At 73.2% G+C, this 16808-nt stretch carries 19 protein-coding genes; 8 read left to right on the top strand and 11 right to left on the bottom strand.

The genetic code is table 11. The features are described from left to right. Nucleotides 1-6: 6 nt before the first annotated feature. The gene (locus RKE38_RS17470; RefSeq protein ID WP_316008746.1) at nucleotides 7-564 is read left to right on the top strand and encodes a GNAT family N-acetyltransferase; all 558 of its coding nucleotides are present in this window, start codon (nucleotides 7-9) and stop codon (nucleotides 562-564) included. 118 nt (nucleotides 565-682) lie between these two features. On the opposite strand, the gene pdxS is transcribed toward RKE38_RS17470, so the two are convergent. Continuing rightward, nucleotides 683-1597 carry a pyridoxal 5'-phosphate synthase lyase subunit PdxS gene (pdxS, locus tag RKE38_RS17465; RefSeq protein ID WP_316008745.1) on the bottom strand — a complete coding sequence of 305 codons (915 nt, stop codon included), beginning with the start codon at nucleotides 1595-1597 and terminating at the stop codon, nucleotides 683-685. A gap of 359 nt (nucleotides 1598-1956) precedes the next feature. On the opposite strand from pdxS, the gene RKE38_RS17460 reads away from it, so the two are divergent. Next, nucleotides 1957-2535, top strand: coding sequence for a TMEM165/GDT1 family protein (locus RKE38_RS17460; RefSeq protein ID WP_316008744.1), 579 nt, complete (start codon nucleotides 1957-1959; stop codon nucleotides 2533-2535). Nucleotides 2536-2722: 187 nt separating this feature from the next. On the opposite strand, the gene RKE38_RS17455 is transcribed toward RKE38_RS17460, so the two are convergent. Genes RKE38_RS17455 through RKE38_RS17435 form a run of 5 tightly spaced genes read right to left on the bottom strand, consistent with a single transcriptional unit; the run spans nucleotide 2723 to nucleotide 6562 of the window. Then, nucleotides 2723-3310, bottom strand: coding sequence for a hypothetical protein (locus tag RKE38_RS17455; protein ID WP_316008743.1), 588 nt, complete (start codon nucleotides 3308-3310; stop codon nucleotides 2723-2725). Then, nucleotides 3298-4497, bottom strand: coding sequence for a glycosyltransferase family 4 protein (locus tag RKE38_RS17450; RefSeq protein ID WP_316008742.1), 1200 nt, complete (start codon nucleotides 4495-4497; stop codon nucleotides 3298-3300). Before RKE38_RS17450 ends, RKE38_RS17455 begins: the two co-directional genes overlap by 13 nt. Continuing rightward, nucleotides 4494-5483 (bottom strand): phosphatidylinositol mannoside acyltransferase, encoded by a 990-nt coding sequence (locus tag RKE38_RS17445; protein ID WP_316008741.1) that lies wholly within the window; start codon nucleotides 5481-5483, stop codon nucleotides 4494-4496. Before RKE38_RS17445 ends, RKE38_RS17450 begins: the two co-directional genes overlap by 4 nt. Before the next feature lie 4 nt (nucleotides 5484-5487). Next, nucleotides 5488-6108 (bottom strand): phosphatidylinositol phosphate synthase, encoded by a 621-nt coding sequence (gene pgsA / locus RKE38_RS17440; protein ID WP_310156770.1) that lies wholly within the window; start codon nucleotides 6106-6108, stop codon nucleotides 5488-5490. 13 nt (nucleotides 6109-6121) lie between these two features. After that, complete coding sequence (locus tag RKE38_RS17435) at nucleotides 6122-6562, bottom strand: DUF393 domain-containing protein (RefSeq protein ID WP_316008740.1); 441 nt, start codon at nucleotides 6560-6562, stop codon at nucleotides 6122-6124. A gap of 48 nt (nucleotides 6563-6610) precedes the next feature. Between RKE38_RS17435 and RKE38_RS17430 the strand changes: the two genes are divergently transcribed. Together RKE38_RS17430 and RKE38_RS17425 are read left to right on the top strand one after the other, a co-directional pair. Further along, entirely contained in the window at nucleotides 6611-7102 is a 492-nt protein-coding gene (locus tag RKE38_RS17430) for a hypothetical protein (protein WP_316008739.1), read from the top strand. Beyond that, on the top strand, nucleotides 7099-7995 hold the full coding sequence (locus RKE38_RS17425; RefSeq protein ID WP_316008738.1) for a hypothetical protein: 897 nt from the start codon (nucleotides 7099-7101) through the stop codon (nucleotides 7993-7995). The genes RKE38_RS17430 and RKE38_RS17425 overlap by 4 nt, the downstream gene beginning before the upstream one ends. On the opposite strand, the gene RKE38_RS17420 is transcribed toward RKE38_RS17425, so the two are convergent. Beyond that, nucleotides 7904-8461 carry an HIT domain-containing protein gene (locus tag RKE38_RS17420; RefSeq protein ID WP_316008737.1) on the bottom strand — a complete coding sequence of 186 codons (558 nt, stop codon included), beginning with the start codon at nucleotides 8459-8461 and terminating at the stop codon, nucleotides 7904-7906. The genes RKE38_RS17425 and RKE38_RS17420 overlap by 92 nt on opposite strands. 69 nt (nucleotides 8462-8530) lie before the next feature. Here RKE38_RS17420 and RKE38_RS17415 point away from each other — a divergent pair, with 69 nt between their 5' ends. Further along, nucleotides 8531-9067, top strand: a complete 537-nt coding sequence (locus tag RKE38_RS17415) for a GNAT family N-acetyltransferase (protein ID WP_316008736.1) — start codon at nucleotides 8531-8533, stop codon at nucleotides 9065-9067. 33 nt (nucleotides 9068-9100) lie between these two features. Here the strand turns inward: RKE38_RS17415 and thrS are convergent, their stop codons facing one another. Beyond that, complete coding sequence (gene thrS / locus RKE38_RS17410) at nucleotides 9101-11089, bottom strand: threonine--tRNA ligase (protein ID WP_316008735.1); 1989 nt, start codon at nucleotides 11087-11089, stop codon at nucleotides 9101-9103. 140 nt (nucleotides 11090-11229) lie between these two features. On the opposite strand from thrS, the gene RKE38_RS17405 reads away from it, so the two are divergent. From RKE38_RS17405 to RKE38_RS17395, 3 genes are read left to right on the top strand one after another with little or no spacing between them, the layout of a single operon-like run. Next, entirely contained in the window at nucleotides 11230-11988 is a 759-nt protein-coding gene (locus RKE38_RS17405; protein WP_316008734.1) for an N-acetyltransferase, read from the top strand. A gap of 33 nt (nucleotides 11989-12021) precedes the next feature. Then, the gene (locus RKE38_RS17400; protein ID WP_316008733.1) at nucleotides 12022-12684 is read left to right on the top strand and encodes an SDR family oxidoreductase; all 663 of its coding nucleotides are present in this window, start codon (nucleotides 12022-12024) and stop codon (nucleotides 12682-12684) included. Continuing rightward, complete coding sequence (locus RKE38_RS17395) at nucleotides 12684-13181, top strand: GNAT family N-acetyltransferase (RefSeq protein WP_316008732.1); 498 nt, start codon at nucleotides 12684-12686, stop codon at nucleotides 13179-13181. The genes RKE38_RS17400 and RKE38_RS17395 overlap by 1 nt, the downstream gene beginning before the upstream one ends. 27 nt (nucleotides 13182-13208) lie before the next feature. Here RKE38_RS17395 and RKE38_RS17390 read toward each other — a convergent pair whose 3' ends face one another. The 3 genes from RKE38_RS17390 to RKE38_RS17380 form a co-directional block, all read right to left on the bottom strand. Then, nucleotides 13209-14078, bottom strand: coding sequence for a MaoC/PaaZ C-terminal domain-containing protein (locus RKE38_RS17390; protein WP_316008731.1), 870 nt, complete (start codon nucleotides 14076-14078; stop codon nucleotides 13209-13211). 1 nt (nucleotide 14079) lies between these two features. Then, nucleotides 14080-15423, bottom strand: coding sequence for a 3-oxoacyl-ACP reductase (locus RKE38_RS17385; RefSeq protein ID WP_316008730.1), 1344 nt, complete (start codon nucleotides 15421-15423; stop codon nucleotides 14080-14082). Nucleotides 15424-15502: 79 nt separating this feature from the next. Beyond that, complete coding sequence (locus RKE38_RS17380) at nucleotides 15503-16795, bottom strand: acetyl-CoA C-acetyltransferase (protein ID WP_316008729.1); 1293 nt, start codon at nucleotides 16793-16795, stop codon at nucleotides 15503-15505. Nucleotides 16796-16808 lie beyond the last annotated feature (13 nt).

The following is a 16808-nucleotide window of genomic DNA, read 5'->3' as shown; positions in this document are numbered from 1 at the left end:
GACCCCGTGCCCCTCCCCGACGTGCCGCAGCCCGGCGCCGTGCGCATCCGCGAGCGCACCCCCGACGACCTCCCCGCCCTCGCCCGCGCCCTCGCGGCGCAGCAGCCGCACACGGGGTACCCGCAGCGATGGCCGCTGCCCTGGCCGGTGGAGTCGTTCCTGCAGCGGCAGGGCGAGCTCGGCGCGTGGGTGGCCACGCTCGGTGACACCGACGTCCCCGTCGGCCACGTCTCGGTGACCGCGGTGGCCGGCGACGGCCCCGAGGTCGACGGCTGGGTCGCCGGGACCGGGCGGCCGGTCGAGGAGCTGGCCGCGGTGTCGGTCCTGTTCGTCGACCACGGGGTCTCCGGGCTGGGCGTGGGACGGGCGCTGCTGGAGGCGTCCGTCGCCTTCATCCGGCGCAGCGGCCGGGTGCCGGTGCTCGACGTGGTGCAGGAGACCGAGCGCGCGGTGCGGCTCTACCAGCGGGCGGGGTGGCAGGTGGTGGGCGAGGCGCGTCCGTCGTGGCTGCCCGACACCCACCGGCCCGTCCTGCTCATGGCGCTGCCCGACGCGGCCGGCTGACGCGGCCGCAGGACGCGTCGAGGGGCCACGACGGGCCGAGCGGACCGGAGTCCATCGGCCCGTCGTGACCCCTCGAGAGGTCAGCGGGCGGCCGGCGGCGCTGCCGCCGGCCCCGGTGTCACCAGCCGCGCTCGGCCAGGCGGTGCGGCTCGGGGATCTCGTCGACGTTGATGCCGACCATGGCCTCGCCCAGGCCGCGGGAGACCTTGGCGATCACGTCGGGGTCGTCGTAGAAGGTCGTCGCCTTGACGATCGCCTCGGCGCGCTGGGCCGGGTTGCCGGACTTGAAGATGCCCGAGCCCACGAACACGCCCTCGGCGCCGAGCTGCATCATCATCGCGGCGTCGGCCGGGGTCGCGATGCCGCCGGCGGTGAACAGCACGACGGGGAGCTTGCCCGCCTCGGCGACCTCCTTGACGAGGTCGTACGGCGCCTGCAGCTCCTTGGCCGCGACGTAGAGCTCGTCCTCGGGCAGGTTCTGCAGCCAGCGGATCTGGTCGCGCATCTTGCGCATGTGGGTGGTGGCGTTCGAGACGTCACCGGTGCCGGCCTCGCCCTTGGAGCGGATCATGGCCGCGCCCTCGGTGATGCGGCGCAGGGCCTCGCCGAGGTTGGTCGCACCGCAGACGAAGGGGACGGTGAACGCCCACTTGTCGATGTGGTTGGTGTAGTCGGCCGGGGTCAGCACCTCGGACTCGTCGATGTAGTCGACGCCCAGGGACTGGAGCACCTGCGCCTCGACGAAGTGGCCGATGCGGGCCTTGGCCATCACCGGGATCGAGACGGCCTCGATGATGCCGTCGATCATGTCGGGGTCGGACATCCGGGAGACGCCGCCCTGGGCGCGGATGTCGGCGGGGACGCGCTCGAGCGCCATGACGGCGACGGCGCCGGCGTCCTCGGCGATCTTGGCCTGCTCGGCGTTGACGACGTCCATGATGACGCCGCCCTTGAGCATCTCGGCCATGCCGCGCTTGACGCGCTGGGTGCCGGTGCCGGGCGGGGTCGTGGGGGTGGTCGTGTCGGCGGACATGAAGGTGCCTACTTCCGGTCGTTCAGAGGGCGCAGCGCAGGGGGCGCGCTTCCCCTCCATGGTAGTTGGTGGCCGGGCGCCGGTATGCCGGGGAGTCACCCCTGCGGCCGGGCGCCACGAGGGCGCCCACCGGACCCGGTGACGGGCGCCCCGGCCGCACGGCATACGCTGGCCTGCGAAAGGGAGTAGTCCCCAACCGCCGCGTCGACACACTGACCCCCGGGTCCGGTGCGGTGGGCCACCCTCCGCAGGTGGCGGACGAGACTTTCGACCAGTTCGACGTACCCACGACGGGCGTCCTGGTCGAAGGGACGTCCGGTCACGGGTCTCCTCGGCCGGGTGCCGGAGGAGAGACACCCATGTACGCATTCCTGCTCAGCACTGCCGTCATCTTCGTCGCCGAGCTCGGCGACAAGAGCCAGCTGATGGCCATGACGTTCGCGACGAGGTACCGGGCCAGGCAGGTGCTGCTCGGCATCACCGTCGCCACCGCCGTCGTGCACCTGGCCTCGGTCGGGATCGGCCGGCTGGTCGGCACGGCGTTCAGCGACCACCAGTGGCTGGTCAACGTCGTGGCCGGCGTCGCGTTCCTCGGCTTCGCGGCCTGGACGCTGCGCGGCGACGAGCTCACCGAGGACGAGGCGGACAAGGCGCGGCGCAGCAGCGGCGCGGCCCTTCTCGCGGTCGGCACGGCCTTCTTCCTCGCCGAGCTCGGGGACAAGACCATGCTCGCCACCATCACGCTCGCCGCCAAGGAGGGCTGGTTCGGCACCTGGGTCGGCAGCACCCTCGGCATGGTGCTGGCCGACGCGCTCGCCATCGGGGTCGGCGCGGTGCTCGGCCGCAAGCTGCCCGAGAAGGTCATCAAGGTCGGGGCCGCGGTCGCGTTCCTCGTGTTCGGGGTGGCCCTGGTGGTGCAGGGCCTGCTGTCCCGCTGACCGGACGCCACCTCCCCCACTTCGGGCCACCCAGCCGCGGTCCGGCCTACCCGGTCACGGGTCAGGTGGCCCGAAGTGCGGGAAGCCTCCGGACTTCGGGCCACCCAACCGCGGTCCGGGCAACCCGGTCGCGGGTCAGGTGGCCCGAAGTGCGAAACCCTCCGGGGTGCCCGGGCGCTGGTGGACGTCAGCTGCTGCGGACGGCCGGCGGCAGCTCGTCGTCGAACTCGACGGTCCGGGGCAGGTCGGCATGGCCGGCGAGCCGGAAGACGCGCACGACCTGCTTGCGCCGGACCCGGCGGACGTCGGTCACCGCGTCGTTGTGGAACCGCCGGGCGAGCTGCACGCGCATCCCCGCGGCCTCGACCCGCTCGAGGGCAGCAGCCGCGGGACCTGCGGGGTCCTCGCGCAGGTGGGCGACGACGTCCGCGGACAGGGCCGCCTGCAGCGCCTCGGTGAGGCCGCTCTCGATGCCCTCGCGCGGGCCGAAGACCTGCCCCTCGAGCAGGTCGTCCTCGAGCGCGCGCTCGTTGTGCGCCTCCAGCGACTCGGAGGCCACGCTCACGAGCATGAGCGCGGAGGCGGGGTCCAGCGCCCCGGAGTTGGCGAGCTCCAGGGTCGCCTCGGCGCGGCGCACCAGCTGGGCGTCGAGGGCCGAGAGCGACCCCTCCACTCGCGTGTGCAGCCGGTCGAGCCGGGCCGCGCTGTAGGACAGGTACCAGGCGACCCCGAGCAGCAGGGCCACGGCGACGGCGCCCCACGTCAGCGCGTCCACGTCTCCTCACCTCCTCGCCGGCCGCGCAGCAGCCGGGTCCACCGCGTGTCCGAGCCCGAGTCGAAGCGCGTCTCGTCGGCACCGTGGGTCACCATCTCGTAGACGGCCATCACGTCGCGGGCCACCTCCGACCAGTCGAAGACCATCGCCCGCCGGTGCCCCTCCTCCGCGAGGCGTGCGCGCTCCCGCGGGTCCTCGAGCAGCCGGCAGAGCTTGGCGGCCAGGTCCTCGTGGTCCTCGTTGGCGAACATCACCCCGGTGCGGCCGCCGTCGAGCACGCGCAGGAACGCGGCCAGGTCGCTCGCGACGACCGGGGCGCCGGCGCTCATCGCCTCGACGAGGACGATGCCGAAGGACTCGCCACCGGTGTGCGGGGCGACGTAGGCGTCGACGGAGGACAGCAGGGCTGCCTTGTCGTCGTCGGACACCATGCCGAGGAACTCGGTGGCACGGGCCACCTCGGGCGTCATGCGCTCGCGCGCGGCGTCGACGTCGCCCGGCCCGGCCACGAGCAGCCGGGTGCCGGGGTGCGTGCGCAGGACCTGCGACATCGCTGCCGCGAGCACCGGCAGGCCCTTGCGCGGCTCGTCGATGCGCCCGAGGAACGCCAGGGTCGGGGCCTCGGGGGTGCCCTGCCACGACGGGTTCGGGGCAGCCGACGCGAAGCGGGCGACGTTGACGCCGTTGGGGATCACGACCGCGTCGCCACCGAGGTGCGTCGTCACCGTGCGCCGGGCGTCCTCGGACACCGCGATCCGCGCGCTGATCTTCTCCAGGCTCGGGCGAAGGATCGGGAATGCCGCCTGCATGGCACGCGAGCGCAGGTTGCTCGTGTGGAAGGTCCCGACGATCGGGCCCTCCCCTGCCCAGAGGGCCAGCAGCGAGACGCTGGGCGTCACCGGCTCGTGGATGTGCAGGACGTCGAAGTCGCCCTGCTCGAGCCAGCGCCCGACCCGCGCCGCCGTGACCGGGCCGAAGCTGAGCCGCGCGACGGAGCCGTTGTAGCGCACAGGGACCGCGCGCCCCACCGACTCGACGTAGTCGGGCAGCGGGGTGTCGTCGTCAGCCGGCGCGAGGACACGCGCGTGGTGCCCCTCGGCTAGGAAGTGCTCCGCGAGGTCGCGGACGTGGAACTGCACTCCCCCGGGCACGTCGAAGGAGTACGGGCAGACGAGGCCGATCCTCACCGGCGAACCTCGTCACCCTGACCCGAGCGGGGCACCCCACCGGGCGCGGTCGTGGGCGCCTCCACGGGCGTCGCGCCCGGCAGGTCCTCGAGGAAGACGCGCTGGAGCATGTGCCAGTCCTGCGTGTGCTCGCGGATGGCGCCGCCAAGGGCGTCGGCGCACTGCTGGGTCATGGAGACCGCCTTGGCACGGGTCGTCCCGCTCGACGGGACGGTCACCCGCTCGTGGAAGGTGATGACCACCCGGTGCCGCCACGACGGCTGCCCCACCGGCTCGTAGTGGATGGACACCGGGAACAGCGCGGCACCGCTGGCCAGCGACAGGGCGGCCGGACCGGCCGCCATCGAGGTGCGGTGGCCGCACAGGTCGACCTCGACCCCGCGCGCGGTGAGGTCGCGGTCGGCGAGCAGCGGCATGAGCACCGGCTGGGCCAGGTGGCCGCGCAGCTGGGCGAACACGTCGCCACCGCCGGTCAGCGGCAGGATCGTCATGCCCAGCGACTCGCGGAAGGCGAGGAACTCGGCATACACCTCCTCGGGCTTGAGCCGCTCGGCGACGGTGACGACGGGCGCGATGGCCCGGGTCCCCCACGCGCCGGCGAGGTCCCAGTTGCCCAGGTGGCCGAGGAAGCAGACGACCGGGCGACCCGCGGCGATCTCGGCCCGCACGGGCGCGTCGCCGACGACGCGCACGGACGCCTCGAGCTCTGCCTGCGTGCGGTCCGGGAGCCGGAACGCCTCGCAGTAGTACCGCATGTACGACCGCATCCCTGCCTTGACGAGGGCGTCGAGCTCGGGCTCGCCGAGCTCCGGGCGCACCTTCGCGTAGTTGGCGCGCAGGCGCTGCACGCCCTTTCCCCCGCGGGCGACGGTGAGGTCGGCCAGCTGGTCGAAGACCGTGTATGCCGTGCGCTCGGGGAGGCGGCGGACCGCTCCCCAGCCGAGCCGGTAGCCCCCGACGGCCAAGACGTCGCCGATGCCGCGCACGGGCTCAGGCGGTCTCGGCCAGCGCCTGGCGGCGCACCATCAGCATCCGCTGCACGACGGTGACCAGGCTGGCGACGGCCAGCAGGGCCAGCACGACGCCGAGGACGACCTCGGGCAGCCCGAGCCCGACCAGGCCCGTCGTCACGAGCACGGCGACGAGCCGGTCGGCCCGCTCGGCGATGCCGACGTTGGCGGTGAAGCCCAGGCCCTCTGCACGCGCCTTCGCGTAGGACACGACGCTTCCGAGGATCAGGCAGGCCAGCGCGAGCCCGGCCATGAGGAAGTTGTCGCCGCTGCCGGCGTACCAGAGCACGAGTCCGCCGAAGATCGCCGAGTCGCCGACGCGGTCGAGCGTGGAGTCGAGGTAGGCGCCCCAGTTGCCGGAGCGGCCGGACATGCGCGCCATCACGCCGTCGACGGTGTCGGAGAAGACGAACAGGGTGACGACCAGCGTGCCCCAGAAGAAGTTCGTGCCACCACGGGGGTAGAACGCCAGCGCCCCGACGCAGACGCCGATGGTGCCGACGGTCGTGACGACGTCGGGGCTGATCCCGAGCTTGAGCAGGAACCGGGCCACCGGCGTGAAGACCTTGGTGAAGAAGGCGCGCGCGTACTTGTTGAGCATGGTGGGCGCCAGCCTACTGAGCCGAGGGCCCGGCGGTGCCCGACGCGGCCGGCGCCGTGGCGGGCTGCGTCGGTGCGCACGCCGGGGTGCCGCCCGGGAGCTGGTAGCGGTGGTCCGCCACCCACGTGTAGACGCGCCCTGCGACGGCGCGGACGCCGGGGGCGGCCACCAGCCACCCGAGCGGCCGCCACAGCGGCGCGCCGTGGCGCAGTCCCTCGGCGATGGCGAGGTGGGCCGAGGCCACGCTGCCGTCGGGGCGGACGTACTGGGCCGCCTCGATGCACTGGGCCTGCGTGAGGCCGAGCGCCTCGAGGTCGAGCTCCTGCCACGGCCGCAGGTCGTAGCGACCGCGCCGGTCGACCCACCGCTTGGCGAACCGCGCACTGGTGGTGCAGAAGCCGCAGTCGCCGTCGAAGACGAGCACGCCGCGACCGGTGCCGCTGCTGGAGTCCATGGGGCCAGTGTGGCATCCCGTGCAGGGCCCTCTGGCACCATGTGCGCCATGACGGGGGCAGGGGTGCGACGGCTCGGACCGCTCGCACTGGGGTGGCGGCTCACGGTGACGGCGGCGGTGGTGGTCACGGCGGCGGCGGGGACGCTGGTCGGGAACGACGACTGGTGGCCGTTCGCGCCGATGTCCCAGTACGCGTTCTCGGTGCGCAACGACGGCGTCATCAACTCCCTCGGCATGGACGCGCTGACGGTCGACGGCGAGGTCGTGCGCGTGCCCCTGTCCAAGGAGAAGATCGGCATCGAGCGGGCCGAGGTCGAGGGCCAGGCGCCGCGGATCATCCGCGACCCCGAGATCCTGCAGGACATCGCGGTGCTGCACTCGCGCCGCCTGCCGCGCGAGCCGGCGTACCGCACGATCTGGCTGCGCAACACCCAGACCCGCATCAGGACGGGTGAGGTGGTCGTCACGACCCTGGCCACGTGGGAGGTCCGCGACCCGTTGCACCCCGAGCCGACCGGCATACCGGGTGGTGCCCCGTGAACGCGGCGCGGGCGGTGCGCGGTTTCCTCGTGCCCGCGCTGCCGCCGGCGCGGGTGGCGTGGCTGCGGCGCGTCATCTACCCCTTCGTGTGGCTCGACGTGCTGTGGATCGTCACCGACCCGATACCCCACGGCGACGTCCCGCCGAGCCTGTACCGCGGTCTCCTGGTCCGGGACCTGCTGCACCTGCCGGTGCCGTCGCACGACTACGTGCGCTGGCTGCTCGGCGTCATCCTCGTCAGCTCCGCCGTCGCTGCGACGGGGCGGCTCCCGCGTCTCGCGGGCTGGGTCTGCGCCGTCGGGATGCTCGACTGGGTGAGCAACGCCTTCGCCTACTCCAAGGTCGACCACGACCACTTCGCCCTCGTCGTGGCGCTCTTCGTCCTCCCGACGGCGGGCCGGGCGAGCACCCGCGAGGTCGACGAGCGCACCGAGCGAGCCGGCTGGGCCGTGCGGATGGTGCAGGTCGGGGCGGTGTGCATCTACGCCCTGTCGGCGTGGGCGAAGATGCGGTTCGGCGGCTGGGGGTGGGCGAACGGCGCCACGCTGATCTGGGCGCTCACGAGGCGCCCCAACGGCATCGGGCCCTGGGTCGGCTCGCACCCTGCCCTCACGCACGCGCTGCAGTGGATCGTGCTCGTCGCCGAGTTCTGCTCCCCCGTCCTGCTGTGGCTGAGGGGGCGTGCGCTGTATGCCGGCCTGCTCTTCTGGGCGGGCTTCCACCTGAGCACCTACGTGATGCTCAAGATCCACTTCCTGCCGCTGGTGGTCTGCCTGCTGGCGTTCCTGCCGCTCGAACGGGTCAGGCGCCCTCGCCGGCTCGCGGCCACGCCGCCACGAGCTGGGTCCGCACGTCCTCGAGCAACGTCGGAAGTGCCTTCGTCTGCCCGATGATGGGCAGGAAGTTGGCGTCGCCTCCCCACCGGGGCACGACGTGCTGGTGCAGGTGCGCCTGCACCCCGGCGCCGGCGACCGCGCCCTGGTTCATGCCCACGTTGTAGCCGTGCGGGGCGCTGGAGGCGTCGAGCGCGCCGATCGCGGCCTTGGTCAGCGCGGTGAACTCGGTGGTCTCCTCGTCGGTGAGGTCGACGTAGAGCGACACGTGGCGGTACGGGCAGACGAGGACGTGGCCGGGGTTGTACGGGAAGAGGTTCATGACGACGTAGCAGTGCTGCCCGCGGTGGACGATGAGGCCTTGGGCGTCGTCCTTGCCGGGTGCGGCGCAGAACGGGCAGCCGTCGCCGGCGTCCTCGCTCGGCCGCTCCCCGGTGATGTACGCCATCCGGTGCGGCGTCCAGAGGCGTTCGAAGCCGTCGTGCACCCCGGCGAAGTCGGTGTCCCGCTCGAGCTCGTCGGTCATGCGGCGATCCTAGGGGGACCGTCCCGGGGGTGGAGGCGGGCCCGGGCCCGCTCGGCCACAATGGCCGTCGTGACCGCACACCACGACGCATCCCCCCGCGCCGTCGGGACGCCTGCCAACGACGAGCAGTCCCCTGCGGGGCAGCAGCCGACGATCCGCCCCGCGACGCCCGACGACGCGAGCGACCTGGCGGAGCTGTTCTGGCTGGTCCGCACCGAGTCCGTGCCCAGCATCCCGATGATCGTGCACCCGCGCGAGAGCGTGCTCCCGTTCGTCGAGACGGTGCTGCTGCGCGAGTTCGAGGTCTGGGTCGCCCAGGAGGCCGACCGCCTCGTCGGCTTCCTCGCGCTCATGGCGCCGGACCAGCTCGGCCACCTCTACATCACCGCCGACCACACCGGCCGCGGCCTCGGGACACAGCTCCTCGGGCTGGCGAAGACGCGGTTCCCGGCGGGGCTGCAGCTCTGGGCGTTCCAGAGCAACGAGGGTGCCCTGCGGTTCTACGAGCGGCACGGGTTCGAGGCCGTCGAGTGGACCGAGGGCGACAACGAGGAGCACGCCCCCGACGTCCGGATGGTCTGGAGGCCGTCGGCCACCGGCGCCTGACACGGCAGGGGCGGTGGCCGACGGCGCCGGGTGTCAGACCTGGCGGCGCGACTCCACGGCCTCGAGGACCTCGGCCACGGCCTCGGCCACCGGGACGCCGTTCTTCTGCGAGCCGTCGCGGTACCGGAAGGACACGGCCCCCTTGGACCGGTCCTCCTCGCCCGCGATGAGCACGAACGGCACCTTGGACTTGCTGGCGTTGCGGATCTTCTTCGGGAAGCGGTCGTCGCTGTCGTCGACCTCGACGCGGATCCCCTTGGCACGCAGCTGGTCCGCGACCTCGTGGAGGTACTCGGAGTACTCCTCGGCGACGGGGATGCCGGTGACCTGGACGGGCGACAGCCAGGGCGGGAACGCACCGGCGTAGTGCTCGACCAGCACGCCGATGAACCGCTCGATCGACCCGAACTTGGCCGAGTGGATCATGACCGGCTGCTGGCGGGTGCCGTCGGCGGCCTGGTACTCGAGCTCGAACCTGGCCGGCTGGCTGAAGTCGTACTGGATGGTCGACATCTGCCAGGTCCGGCCGATCGCGTCGCGCGCCTGGACCGAGATCTTCGGCCCGTAGAAGGCCGCGCCACCCGGGTCGGGGACGAGCTCGAGCCCGCTGCCGTCGGCGACCTCCTGCAGGATCGCGGTCGCCTCGGCCCACTGCTCGTCGGACCCGATGAACTTGTCCGGCTTGCTGTCGTCACGGGTCGACAGCTCGAGGTAGTAGTCGTCGAGCCCGAAGTCGCGCAGCAGCGACAGCACGAAGTCCAGCAGGTGCCGGACCTCGTCGGGCGCGCCCTCCTTGGTGACGTAGGAGTGGCTGTCGTCCTGGGTGATCATGCGCACCCGGGTCAGGCCCGACAGCACGCCCGACTTCTCGTCGCGGTAGACGGTGCCGAACTCGAAGAACCGCAGCGGCAGCTCGCGGTAGGACCGCCCGCGCGACTTGTAGATGAGGTTGTGGATCGGGCAGTTCATCGCCTTGAGGCGGTAGTTCTGCCCGTCGACGTCCATGGGCGGGAACATGCCCTGGGAGTAGTACGGCAGGTGGCCCGAGGTGTAGAAGAGCTCCTCGCGGCTGATGTGCGGCGACCCGACGTAGCTGAAGCCCTCCTCGAGGTGCCGCCGCCGGACGTAGTCCTCCATCTCCCGCTTGATGACGCCGCCCTTGGGGTGGAACACCGGTAGGCCGGCGCCGAGCACCTCGGGGAAGGAGAACAGGTCGAGCTCGGCACCGAGCTTGCGGTGGTCGCGCTTCTCGGCCTCGGCGAGCCGGTCGAGGTAGGCCTTGAGGTCGTCCTTGGTCGGCCACGCGGTGCCGTAGATGCGCTGCAGCTGCGGGTTCTTCTCGCTGCCCCGCCAGTAGGCGCCACCACTGCGCATCAGCTTGAACGCGTTGCCGAGGACCTTGGTGGTGGGCACGTGCGGGCCGCGGCACAGGTCGCCCCACGCGCGCGAGCCGTCGCGGCGGACGTTGTCGTAGATGGTGAGCTGCGCTCCCCCGACCTCGACGGAGGCACCCTCGGCGGCCTCCTCGACGTCCCCGGAGGCGCCGCCCTTGAGGCCGATCAGCTCGATCTTGTACGGCTCGTCGGCGAGCTCGACCGCGGCGTCCTCGTCGCTGACCTCGCGGCGCACGAAGGTCTGGCCCTCGTTGACGATGCGCTGCATGACCTTCTCGAGGGCCTTGAGGTCGTCGGGGCTGAACGGCTCCTCGACGTCGAAGTCGTAGTAGAAGCCGTCGCGCACGGGCGGCCCGATGCCGAGGCGGGCCTTGGGGTTGACCTCCTGCACGGCCTGGGCCAGGACGTGGGCGGCGCTGTGCCGCAGCACGTCGAGGCCGTCCTGCTCCTGCGCGGTCACGGGCTCGACGGTGTCGCCGTCGGCGAGGACGTGCGCGAGGTCGCGCAGCTCCCCGTTGACCCGGGCGACGAGCACGGCCCGGTCTCCCTCGAAGAGCTCGGCCGCCGTCGTCTGCTCCGGCACCGATCGCTCGCTCCCGGCGACGTGGACGGTGATCTCGGCAGGCACGCTGGCTTCTCCTCGGGTGGGTGGTGCGGTTCGGTGCTTCGCGGATGCCGTGCACGCGTCTGCGTGCCCGGCATCCCGATGCTATCCGCCAGGCGGAAAAGGCCGCGCGCGAGTACCGGCGCGCGGCATACCGTCGCAGCATGGACCTCGAGATCGTCACCCTCGCGGAACGGCCGGACCTGGCCGACCGGCTGTGGGACTTCGACGACCTGTGGCCGCGGTTCATGCAGCAGGACCCGGTCGGCGACCTGTTCTACGCCCGCGCCGGCACGCGGTACGCCGAGTACACACTGCTCGCGTTCGACCGCGACGAGGCGGGTGGGCGGCCGGTGGCCCGGTCGTGCGCGATCCCGTTCGCCATGGGGGCCGACCTGGGGCGCACCGAGCTGCCGGAGGACGGCTGGGACGGCGTCATCCGGTGGGCCTGGCTCGACGACGTGGCGGGCCGGGAGCCGACGCACGTGTCGGCAATCGAGGTGGCGATCCGTCCCGACCTGCGCGGCACCGGGCTGGCGTCGGTCCTGCTCGAGGCCAAGCGGGCCAAGGCCGCGCGGCTCGGCTTCGGCGAGCTGGTCGCCCCGGTGCGCCCGAGCGGCAAGCACCTGGAGCCCCGGGTGGGGATGCGCGAGTATGCCGCGCGCACCCGGCCCGACGGGCTGCCGGAGGACCCGTGGCTGCGGTTGCACGTGCGGGTCGGCGCCGAGGTGGTCGGCGTGTGCCCGCGGGCGATGACCATCTCCGGGACCCTCGCGCAGTGGCGTGAGTGGACCGGCATGCCGTTCGACTCCACCGGCGACGTCGTCGTCCCCGGGGCGCTGAACCCCGTCCACTGCGACCTGACCCACGACCACGCCGTCTACGTCGAGCCGGGCGTCTGGGTGCGACACCGCCTCCGCTGAGCAGGGACCCCCGGCCGCTGGTAGACAGGTCGCATGCGCGTCGTCATCGCCGGTGGACACGGCCAGATCGCCCTGCTGCTCGAGAAGCGCCTCGCCGACGCGGGCCACGACCCGGTCGCGCTGGTGCGCAACCCCGACCACGAACGCGACGTGCACGCGGTCGGCGCGACGCCCGTCGTGCTGGACCTCGAGTCGGCCTCGGTCACCGACGTGACCCACGTGCTCCGGGGCGCGGACGCCGTCGTCTTCGCCGCCGGCGCGGGACCCGGCAGCACGGCGGAGCGCAAGGAGACCGTCGACCGTGCCGGCGCGGTGCTGCTCGCCGACGCCGCCTCGGCCGCCGGGGTGGCGCGGTACGTCATGGTCTCCTCGATGGGCACGGAGAAGGCCGACCCGACCTCGGACGACGTGTTCCAGGTCTACCTGCGCGCGAAGGCGGCGGCCGACGCCGACCTGCGCGGCCGCTCCGACCTGGTCTGGACGATCGTGCGTCCCGGGCGCCTCACGGACGACTCCCCCACGGGCCACGTGACCGTCGGCGCCTCCCTCCCCAGCGGGTCGATCCCCCGGGCCGATGTCGCGGACGTGCTGCTGTCGGTGCTCGAGAGCCCGGCTCCCGACCGCCGGCAGTTCGACGTCGTGGCCGGCGAGACCCCCGTGCGGGACGCCGTCGCGTCGCTCATCTCGCTCGGCTGATGCCGCCGGGAACCACGTCGGCCGAGCTGCGGCTGGACCGGGTCGACTTCCTCGACCCCCGGGTGCAGCGCCTGGTGCAGGAGGTCCAGGCGCACTACGTCGTCATCTACGGCGGTCCGGACGACTCCCCGGTCGACGCACGCGAGTTCGACCCGCCCCAGGGGTGCTTCCTGCTGGGCACGCTCGAGGGCGAACCCGTGGCCATGGGCGGCTGGCGGATGCGACCCGAGCTCGACGACGTGGTCGGCGGGCGCAGCGCCGAGGTCAAGCGGATGTACGTCGCGGACTCGGCTCGCCGACAGGGCCACGCCCGGCGCGTCCTGGGCGCCCTGGAGCGCACGGCCCGCGGTGCGGGTGCCGAGCTGCTCGTCCTGGAGACCGGCACGATGCAGCCCGAGGCGATCGCGCTCTACGAGGCCAGCGGCTACACGCCCACCGTGGCCTTCGGGCACTACGCCGACTCCGAGCTGTCGCGCTACTACGCCAAGCGCCTCTGACGCGGCACCTGGCCTGCCCCCTGAAGGTCAGGAGCGGGCGAAGGTCAGGGTGAGGTGACGGACGGCGGGGTCCTTCGCCGAGCGCAGGCCGGCCACGACCGGGTCCGAGCGGTCGTCGACGAGGAGCTCGACGGTGCTCGGCAGCAGCACCGGCTTGGCGAACCACACGTGCGACGTGCCCGGCCCCGCCGTGCCGGGGCCGTTGACACCGGGACCGAGCGCGGCGAGCGTGCGGGCAGCGGTCCACATGCCGTGGGCGATGGCCCGCGGGAACCCCATGGCACGAGCCGTCAGCGGGTGCAGGTGGATCGGGTTGACGTCGCCGGACACGGCGGCATACGCCCGACCCTGCCCCTCGGGCACGCGCAGCACCGCAGCCGGCGCGCGGTCGGGCAGCTCGGGGGCCGGCTCCGGCTCCGGCCCGGCCGGTCCGCCACCACTTCCGCGGCGCAGGTACGTGCTGCGGCCCTCCCAGGCGCGCTCGCCGGCCACGTCGACCTCGGTCACCAGGTCGACGAGGCGCCCCTTGGCGTGCGGCCGGAGGTCCTCGGCCCGCACGGCGACGTCGAGCCGGTCGTCGGCGGTGAGCCGTCGGTGCACGGTGATGGTGTTCTCGAGGTGGACCAGCCCGGGCAGCGCCAGCGGGAACCCACGATCGGCCATGAGGGCCACCTGCAGCGGGAAGCCCAGCACGTGCGGGTAGGTGTGCGGCAGGTCGTCGGACCCGCCGAACCCGCACACCCGCTGGTACGCCAGCAGGCGGTCCCGGTCGACGGTGATGCCCTCCCGGCGCAGCACCGTCGACGGGAGGTCTCCCCCGCGCCCGCGAGTCGTAAGGGCCGCCTTGACGAACAGCGGTGCGAGGGAGGGTGACTCGCGCAGGACCACGTCGGCCACGTCACGCCCCCAGGAGGCTCTGGCCGCAGACGCGGACCACGTTCCCCGTGACACCGGCGTTGGCGTCCTGGCTGAACCACGCGATCGTCTCGGCGACGTCGACGGGCAGACCGCCCTGGCTGAGCGAGTTGAGCAGCCGGCCCACCTCACGGGTCGCGAACGGCACCTTCGCCGTCATCTCGGTCTCGATGAAGCCCGGGGCGACCGCGTTCACGGTGATGCCGCGGCCGCGCAGGCCGTCGTCCGCGGCCAGCGCGTCGACGAGGCCGATCACACCGGCCTTCGACGCGGCGTAGTTGGTCTGGCCGCGGTTGCCGGCGATCCCGGCGATCGAGGACACGAGCACGACGTGGCCGCCGCTGCGGACGCCGTCGTCGCCGAGCAGGACCTCGTTCATGCGCAGGATCGAGCCGAGGTTGACGTCGAGGACGGAGGCCCAGCGCGACTCGTCCATGTTGGCCAGCAGCTTGTCCCTCGTGATGCCCGCGTTGTGCACGACGATGTCGACGCCGCCGTGGCGGCTGGTCGCGTGGTCGAGGATGCGACGACCGGCGTCCTCGCCCGTCACGTCGACCTGCAGGGCGGTGCCACCCACCCGGTTGGCGGTGCGGGCCAGCGCGTCACCGGCGGCCGGCACGTCGACGCAGACCACCGTGGCGCCGTCGCGGGCCAGGACGTCGGCGATGGACGCCCCGATCCCGCGGGCGGCGCCGGTGACGACGGCGACCTTCCCCGCCAGCGGGGCTCGCCAGTCCGCGGGTTCCGTCGGGTCGCCCGCGCCGACGCGGACCACCTGACCGTCGACGTATGCCGAGCGGCCGGACAGAAGGAAGCGGACAGTCGCGTCGGTGTTGGCGTCGGCGTCGTCGGCCACGAGGACGAGGTTCGCGGTGGCACCCGCCCGCAGCTCCTTGCCGATCGAACGCGTGATGCCCTCGAGGGCACGGCGGGCAGCGGCCTGGGCGAAGCCCTTGGCCTCCTCCGGGTCCCGCCCCACGACGACCACGCGACCACTGGGCTGGAGTCCCTTGAGTGCCGGGGCGACCAGCGCGCGCAGCGACTCGAGGTCGGCGGGGTCCTCGACGGCGGTGAGGTCCGCGACGACCGCGCCCACGCGGCGGCCCGGGGCCACCTCTTCGACCGCCTCGACGCCCTCGGCCTCGAGCAGCGACCGCACGCGGGCCGCGACCGGCGCCTCGCCGAGGCCGCCGACGAGGACGGGGCCGTCCACGAGCGGCGCGTCCACGGCATACCGGCGCAGGCGCACCGGGCGCGGCAGCCCGAGCTGGGCGGCGAGCTTCCTCCCGATCGGGTTCTGCACGAACCCCGTGTACGCACCTGTCATGACTGGTCATCTCCTCGTCGCTGCGGGCCTCGCTCGTACCTCGCTCGTGTCCTCGCGCCGTCGTCGACTCCCGACATGATCAGGCCGCCTCGAGGATCGCCATGACGCCCTGGCCGCCCGCGGCACAGATCGAGATCAGGCCGCGTGCGCCGGAACCCTTCTCGTGCAACGCCTTCGCGAGCGAGGCGACGATGCGGCCGCCGGTGGCCGCGAACGGGTGGCCGGCCGCGAGGGACGAGCCGTTGACGTTGAGGCGCGACCGGTCGAGCTCGCCGATCGGTGCGTCGAGGCCGAGCCGCTCGCGGCAGAACTGCTCGCTCTCCCACGCCGCCAGCGTGGCCAGGACGGTCGCGGCGAACGCCTCGTGGATCTCGACGAGGTCGAAGTCCTGGAGCTTCATGCCCTGGCGGGCGAGCAGCGTGGGGAGCGAGTAGGCCGGTGCCATGAGCAGGCCCTCGTGGCCCGTGACGTAGTCGACCGCGGCGGTCTGCGCGTCGACGACGTGGGCCAGGACCGGCAGCCCGCGCTCGGCAGCCCACTCGTCGCTGCCCAGCAGGACCACGGAGGCGCCGTCGGTCAGCGGCGTCGAGTTGCCCGCCGTCATGGTGGCCTCGGGGCCCTTGCCGAAGACCGGCTTGAGGCCCGCGAGCTTCTCCACCGTGGAGTCGGCCCTCAGGTTCTGGTCGCGGGTGAGCCCGTGGAACGGGGTCATCAGGTCGTCGAAGAACCCGCGCTCGTACGCCGCGGCGAGGTTGCGGTGCGAGGCCGCGGCGAGCTCGTCCTGGGCCTCGCGGGTGATGCCCCACTGCGCCGCCGTCTGGGCCATGTGCTCGCCCATCGACAGCCCGGTGCGGGGCTCGACGTTCTGCGGGATCGCCGGCACGAGGTGCCCGGGGCGCAGGCCGGCCAGGGCCTTGGCCCGCTGCGCGGGGGTCTTGGCCCGGTTGGCTGCCAGGAGCGTCTGGCGCAGGCCCTCGCTGACGGCGATCGGGGCGTCGGACGCGGTGTCCGTGCCGCCGGCGATGCCCGAGTCCACCTGCCCGAGGGCGACCTTGTTGGCGACCAGGATCGCCGCCTCGAGGCCGGTGCCGCACGCCTGCTGCACGTCGTAGGCCGGGGTGGTCGGAGCGAGGCTCGAGCCCAGCACCGACTCGCGGGTGAGGTTGAAGTCGCGGCTGTGCTTGAGCACGGCGCCCGCCGCCACCTCGCCCACCTGCTCCCCCGCCAGGCCGTGCCGGGCGACGAGCCCCTCGAGGGCGGCGGTGAGCATGTCCTGGTTCGAGGCACGCGCGTAGGCACCGTTGGCACGGGCGAACGGGATGCGGTTACCGCCGATGACGGCGGCGCGGCGCGGGCTGCTGGAGGCGGCCACGGGTACTCCTCGG

It is taken from the genome of Phycicoccus sp. M110.8 (assembly GCF_032464895.1).
GTDB lineage: Bacteria > Actinomycetota > Actinomycetes > Actinomycetales > Dermatophilaceae > Pedococcus.
The sequence above is the reverse complement of the archived record's forward strand: the minus strand, read 5'-3'. Positions and strand labels throughout refer to the sequence as shown.

Coding starts and splice junctions, on each gene's coding strand:
- RKE38_RS17395 (WP_316008732.1), top strand. CDS start 12,684: ATGCCGCCGGGAACCACGTCGGCCGAGCTGCGGCTGGACCGGGTCGAC.
- pdxS (WP_316008745.1), bottom strand. CDS start 1,597: ATGTCCGCCGACACGACCACCCCCACGACCCCGCCCGGCACCGGCACC.
- RKE38_RS17435 (WP_316008740.1), bottom strand. CDS start 6,562: ATGGACTCCAGCAGCGGCACCGGTCGCGGCGTGCTCGTCTTCGACGGC.
- RKE38_RS17460 (WP_316008744.1), top strand. CDS start 1,957: ATGTACGCATTCCTGCTCAGCACTGCCGTCATCTTCGTCGCCGAGCTC.
- pgsA (WP_310156770.1), bottom strand. CDS start 6,108: ATGCTCAACAAGTACGCGCGCGCCTTCTTCACCAAGGTCTTCACGCCG.
- RKE38_RS17420 (WP_316008737.1), bottom strand. CDS start 8,461: ATGACCGACGAGCTCGAGCGGGACACCGACTTCGCCGGGGTGCACGAC.
- RKE38_RS17405 (WP_316008734.1), top strand. CDS start 11,230: ATGGACCTCGAGATCGTCACCCTCGCGGAACGGCCGGACCTGGCCGAC.
- RKE38_RS17430 (WP_316008739.1), top strand. CDS start 6,611: ATGACGGGGGCAGGGGTGCGACGGCTCGGACCGCTCGCACTGGGGTGG.
- RKE38_RS17400 (WP_316008733.1), top strand. CDS start 12,022: ATGCGCGTCGTCATCGCCGGTGGACACGGCCAGATCGCCCTGCTGCTC.
- RKE38_RS17385 (WP_316008730.1), bottom strand. CDS start 15,423: ATGACAGGTGCGTACACGGGGTTCGTGCAGAACCCGATCGGGAGGAAG.